This window comes from Actinoplanes sp. NPDC048791, from assembly GCF_040650095.1.
Classification (GTDB): Bacteria; Actinomycetota; Actinomycetes; order Mycobacteriales; family Micromonosporaceae; genus Actinoplanes.
In genome coordinates this window covers 1-4,539 of record NZ_JBEZGQ010000707.1, presented here as the reverse complement: position 1 = coordinate 4,539, position 4,539 = coordinate 1, and the positions used below count along the sequence as shown (strand labels likewise).

The 4,539-nt window shown below is 71.4% G+C and carries 4 protein-coding genes and 1 pseudogene; 4 read left to right on the top strand and 1 reads right to left on the bottom strand.

Annotation, left to right across the window (positions count from 1 at the left end; translation table 11 throughout):
• Together AB0C29_RS35065 and AB0C29_RS35060 are read left to right on the top strand one after the other, a co-directional pair.
• A pseudogene (locus AB0C29_RS35065) lies at positions 1-874 on the top strand (hypothetical protein); the annotation flags it as partial.
• Positions 871-1,416 carry a hypothetical protein gene (locus AB0C29_RS35060; protein WP_360829616.1) on the top strand — a complete coding sequence of 182 codons (546 nt, stop codon included), beginning with the start codon at positions 871-873 and terminating at the stop codon, positions 1,414-1,416. The pseudogene AB0C29_RS35065 and the gene AB0C29_RS35060, both read left to right, overlap by 4 nt.
• 7 nt (positions 1,417-1,423) lie before the next feature.
• On the opposite strand, the gene AB0C29_RS35055 is transcribed toward AB0C29_RS35060, so the two are convergent.
• Positions 1,424-2,128: a GntR family transcriptional regulator gene (locus AB0C29_RS35055; protein WP_360829613.1), complete on the bottom strand. Its 705-nt coding sequence runs from the start codon at positions 2,126-2,128 to the stop codon at positions 1,424-1,426.
• Between the two features lie 262 nt (positions 2,129-2,390).
• Here AB0C29_RS35055 and AB0C29_RS35050 point away from each other — a divergent pair, with 262 nt between their 5' ends.
• Complete coding sequence (locus tag AB0C29_RS35050) at positions 2,391-3,755, top strand: RICIN domain-containing protein (protein WP_360829610.1); 1,365 nt, start codon at positions 2,391-2,393, stop codon at positions 3,753-3,755.
• A 120-nt stretch (positions 3,756-3,875) separates the two neighbouring features.
• Positions 3,876-4,539: TIR domain-containing protein (locus tag AB0C29_RS35045; RefSeq protein ID WP_360829607.1), on the top strand; the 664-nt coding region annotated here is incomplete at its 3' end.

The following is a 4,539-nucleotide window of genomic DNA, read 5'->3' as shown; positions in this document are numbered from 1 at the left end:
GCCGCTGGCCAAGGACCCGGCGGAACGGCCGACCGCGCACGAGCTGCTCGACCTGCTGCTGGATCTGGGCGCCGACGCGAAGACCGAGCCGATCCGCCCGGAGCTGCTGGAGGTGGCGACAGCCGCGCAGCGCACCCACCGGATCTCCCGGCGCGGCGCGCGAGCGGGCCGGACCCGGCGGATGGTCCTGGCCGGTGCGGCCGTGCTGGCCCTGGCCGTGACGGGCCTGGTCACCGCCCAGGTGCTGCCCCGGCTGGGCCTGGCGACGAACACGCAGGCCGGTTCCTCGTCCGGTGACGGTCCGGTTCCCGCGCCGTCCTGGCAGCGGGCCGCGGGTGGCCTGGCGATCGTCGACCGCCTCGACCGGCCCGGCCAGTGGCGGGACACGCGCACCGACCCCGATGGGCGGTGCGTCTTCGCCAAGGACCGGCTCGAGGCCCGGACCGGGATGTCGCCGGTGTACCGCTGCCAGGGGCCGTCAGAGACGTTCGCCGGGGACCAGGCGATCACCGTCGACGCGGCGATCCTCACCCCGGGGGCGTGCGCGGTGATCTGGTTCCGCGTCGCCGGCGCGAAGGCCTACCTGGTGTCGGTCTGCGAGACCGAGGTCCGGCTGGGCGTGGACACTCAGGACGGCGTCACCGGCGAGGTGAAGGCCGCGCTCACCGGTACGGAGCTGGGCGGCACCCGCCCGGTCGAGATTCTCGTACGGGACGACCAGGCCACCGTCTCGGTGGCGGGCGCAGCCCTCCTCACCACCCGGCTCGACCAGGCGTCCCTCGCGTCCGGCCGGGTCACGTTCGGCGTCATCGACGACGTCATCAGCGGCGACGCCCGGGCCGCGTTCGCCCACGCGGAGGTCGTGAAACTGTGAAGCGCAGACTGCTCGCCGTGGTGCTGGTGCTCGTGGCCGGCGGATGCGGCACCAACCCGCCGGAGGTCTCGGCCTCGCCCCCGCCGGTGCCCGCCTCGTCGGCGCCGGCGGCGAGCAGGAAGCCCGTGCCGCAGCCCCGGTTCGCCGACCTCACCCAGGGCAGCACCACGTCGGTGGTCAAGCTGCACACCTACGACCCGGAGAACGCGTCCGCCGTCGTGGAGCCGATCATCTTCATGACCGGCGACGCGTACTGCCGCGCCTTCAAGATCAAGCGTACGGACGGCCGGTGCGTCCACGCCGAGTACGTGACCGAGGAGAGCCACACCAAGGTCACCGTCCCGATCGCGGCGTCGGTGAAGTACTACACGTGGGAGGACGCCAACGGGGACGTGTGCATCGACGCACCCGAGAAGGGCGGGACGTGCCCGATGACGCAGCGCGAGTTCGCCGGGTGGTTCAAGCTCAACAAGGAGTCCATGGTCGCCGTCGCCACCGAGAACGGCGAACTCACCCGGATGGCCGTCGTCTACACCCCCTGAGGCGGGGTCAGCCCGAGTTCGGTCCGAGCTTCAGGTGGCTGGTGATCTGGTAGCGGTCCCCGCGGTAGATCGAGCGCGTGAACTCGATGACCCGGCCCGCGCCGTCGCGGGCGGTGCGTTCGAAGAGCAGAGCCGGTGAGTACGGCGGCACCCCCAGCAGCCGGGCCTCGCCCGCGTCGGTGACCGTCGGCGCGATCGTCTGCACCGCGTCCGTCGGATCCACCCGGTGGCGCTCGCGGAGCAGCTTGTACAGCGAGCCGGAGACGAAGTCGTCCGCGGTGATGCCGGGGACCAGCGCCGCGGGCAGCCTGATCTCTTCGAGGGCCATCGGCTCGCCGTCGACGATCCGCCGGCGCTTCACGTAGAGCAGGTCGTCGCCGGGGGAGACGTGCAGTCGCTGGCCGAGCCGGGCGCCCGCCGACTCGGTGCGGAACTCCAGCACCTCGCTGAGCCAGTCGCCGTCGGCCGGGGGGACGGGCAGGCCCGACGCCGCCGGGATCTCCTGGGAGATCTTCTGTGGACTGGTGAACGTCCCCCGGCCGTGCTGGCGGACCAGCAGGCCGTCGCGGGCCAGGTCGTCGATGGCGGCCCGTACGGTCGGCCGCGAGACGCCGAGGTGCTCGCAGAGGGACCGTTCCGAGGGCATCGGGTCGCCGGGGGCGCGGGTGTCGATCAGCTCGCGCAGTCTGTCCCGTACCTCAGCACGCCGCACCGCGTCCCCCACAGAAGTTGTCCAGTGGTCTGCCTCGGACAGTGTCGCGGTTCAGTGCGTGTCCTGTCGAGTACGTAGTGGCGTGCAAAGAGGAAACCGGCACCAGCAGGTATTGACGTAGACCACTGGCATGGACGACGGTACTCGGGCGGTCGATTTACTGACCACTGGTCAGTTCGGTGGGAAGCCACCGGCCGCGCAGTATCCCGGCGGGCACCCCCATCACCCGCCGGCGCCTCTCACCCGAAGGAGCCCACCCCCCATGGGTCTGACGTCAACCCGCAAGGTCGCCCTCGGTGCGACCATCGCCGCGACCGCCGCGGCCCTCACCGGCATCGGCATCGCCGCCGCGCCGAGCAGCAGTGCCGCCGCCGGCTGCGGCGTGCTCTTCGACGACTTCAATTACGCCTCGCGCACCGACGCGGCGCTGGGCCAGCGCGGCTGGAGCATCCGGAGCAACTCCGGCGGCCCCGGCGTGGCCGGCGCCCGGTGGCTCGCCGACAACGTTTCCTTCCCCACCGTCGACGGGCAGAAGGTCGCCCAGCTCAAGGCGGTCACCGACGGCACCGCCGGCGGTACGTCGCACGCCGAGTTCTCGCAGAGCAACCGGCGGTTCTTCGAGGGCACCTACCTGGCCCGGATCAAGTTCTCGGACGCCCCGGCGAGCGGCTCCGACGGCGACCACGTGAACCAGACCTTCTACACGATCTCCCCGCTGGCCGCCCCGATGGATCCGACCTACTCCGAGCTGGACTTCTCCGAGTATCTGCCGAACGGCGGCTGGGGCGAGGCGGGCCCGATCAACTACCAGACCTCCTGGTACACCTACGTCGCCGACCCCTGGTACGCCGACAACCAGCACAGCCAGCAGGCCCGCAGCATCAACGGCTGGCACGACGTGATGGCGACCGTCTCCGGTGGACACGTGAAGTACTACATCGACGGCGCGCTGGTCGGTGACCACTCGGGCAAGGTCTACCCGCGGCAGAACATGTCGATCGACTTCAACCAGTGGTTCATCGACCTGGCCGGGCACGCCGGTGGCACCAGCACCTGGCTGCAGTCGGTCGACTACGTCTACCACGCCAAGAAGCAGGTGCTGAGCCCGGCGCAGGCCACCGCGGCGATCAACGGCTATCGGTCCGCGGGCACCGCGCACGCCGACAACGTCGTCAGCACCAACGACTGCGACCCCGGCGTACCCCCGACGACCAACCCGCCGACCACCACGCCGCCGGCCACCGGCGCCACGATGCTGCAGTCGACCTTCAGCGGCCGCTGCATCGACATCCCGGGCGGCGTGGCGAACGCCGGCGCGCTCCTGCAGACGTGGGAGTGCAACGGCAGCGACGCGCAGAAGTGGGCGTTCCAGTCCGACGGCACCCTGCGCGCGATGGGCAAGTGCATGGACCCGGCCGGCGGCGCCCTGGCCAACGGCACCCGCATCCAGCTGGCCGACTGCAACGCCAACCCGGTGCAGCGGTTCACCCTCACCTCCGCCCGAACCCTGGTGAACGTCTCGTCCGGCCGGTGTGTGGACATCAAGGACTGGGTCGGCAGCAACGGCGCCGCGCTGCAGCTCTGGGACTGTGCCGCCACCGCCAACCAGCTCTGGGGCAAGCTCTGATCGGACCGCGACACGGATGAGGCCGGGCGTCCCCGAGGGCGCCCGGCCCGACCGCTTTACCGGTACGCCGGTCACGTGGAGAATCGGTCCCCGTCAATCAAGCGGATTACGGGGACAGTCATGCCGTTCGACGGGTTCATCTCCTACAGCCATGCCGCCGACGGGCGTCTCGCCCCCGCGGTCCAGCGGGGCCTGCACCGGCTGGCCAAGCCGTGGCACCGGCGCCGCGCCCTGTGGATCTTCCGGGACCAGACCGGGCTGGCCGTGACGCCCGCGCTGTGGAGTTCCATCCAGCAGGCCCTGGACGGCTCCAAGTACTTCGTGCTGCTGGCCTCGCCCGAGGCGGCGAGCTCACCGTGGGTGAACCGGGAGATCGAGCACTGGGTGGCGACCAAGTCACCGGACCGCATCCTTCCGGTGGTGACCGACGGCGAGTGGCGCTGGGACGCCGGCGCCCGGAACTTCACCGCCGATTCCACGGCGGTGCCGGCCGCGCTGCGGGGCGTGTTCACCGAGGAACCGCTTTACCTTGACCTGCGCTGGGCTCGTGATGACGTACACCTGAGCTTGCAGCACATCCGCTTCCGCGACGCGATCGCCCAGCTCGCCGCCCCGATGCACGGGGTGAGCAAGGACGAGCTGGAGGGCGAGGACGTCCGGTACCACCGCCGGGCCCGGCGGTTGTCGGCCGTGGCGGTGGCGACGCTGGTGCTGCTCACCCTGCTCGCGTCGCTGGCCGGAGTCGTGGCCACGCGCAACGCCGGCCGGGCCAACGCCGCCGCGG

Coding starts and splice junctions, on each gene's coding strand:
- AB0C29_RS35050 (WP_360829610.1), top strand. CDS start 2,391: ATGGGTCTGACGTCAACCCGCAAGGTCGCCCTCGGTGCGACCATCGCC.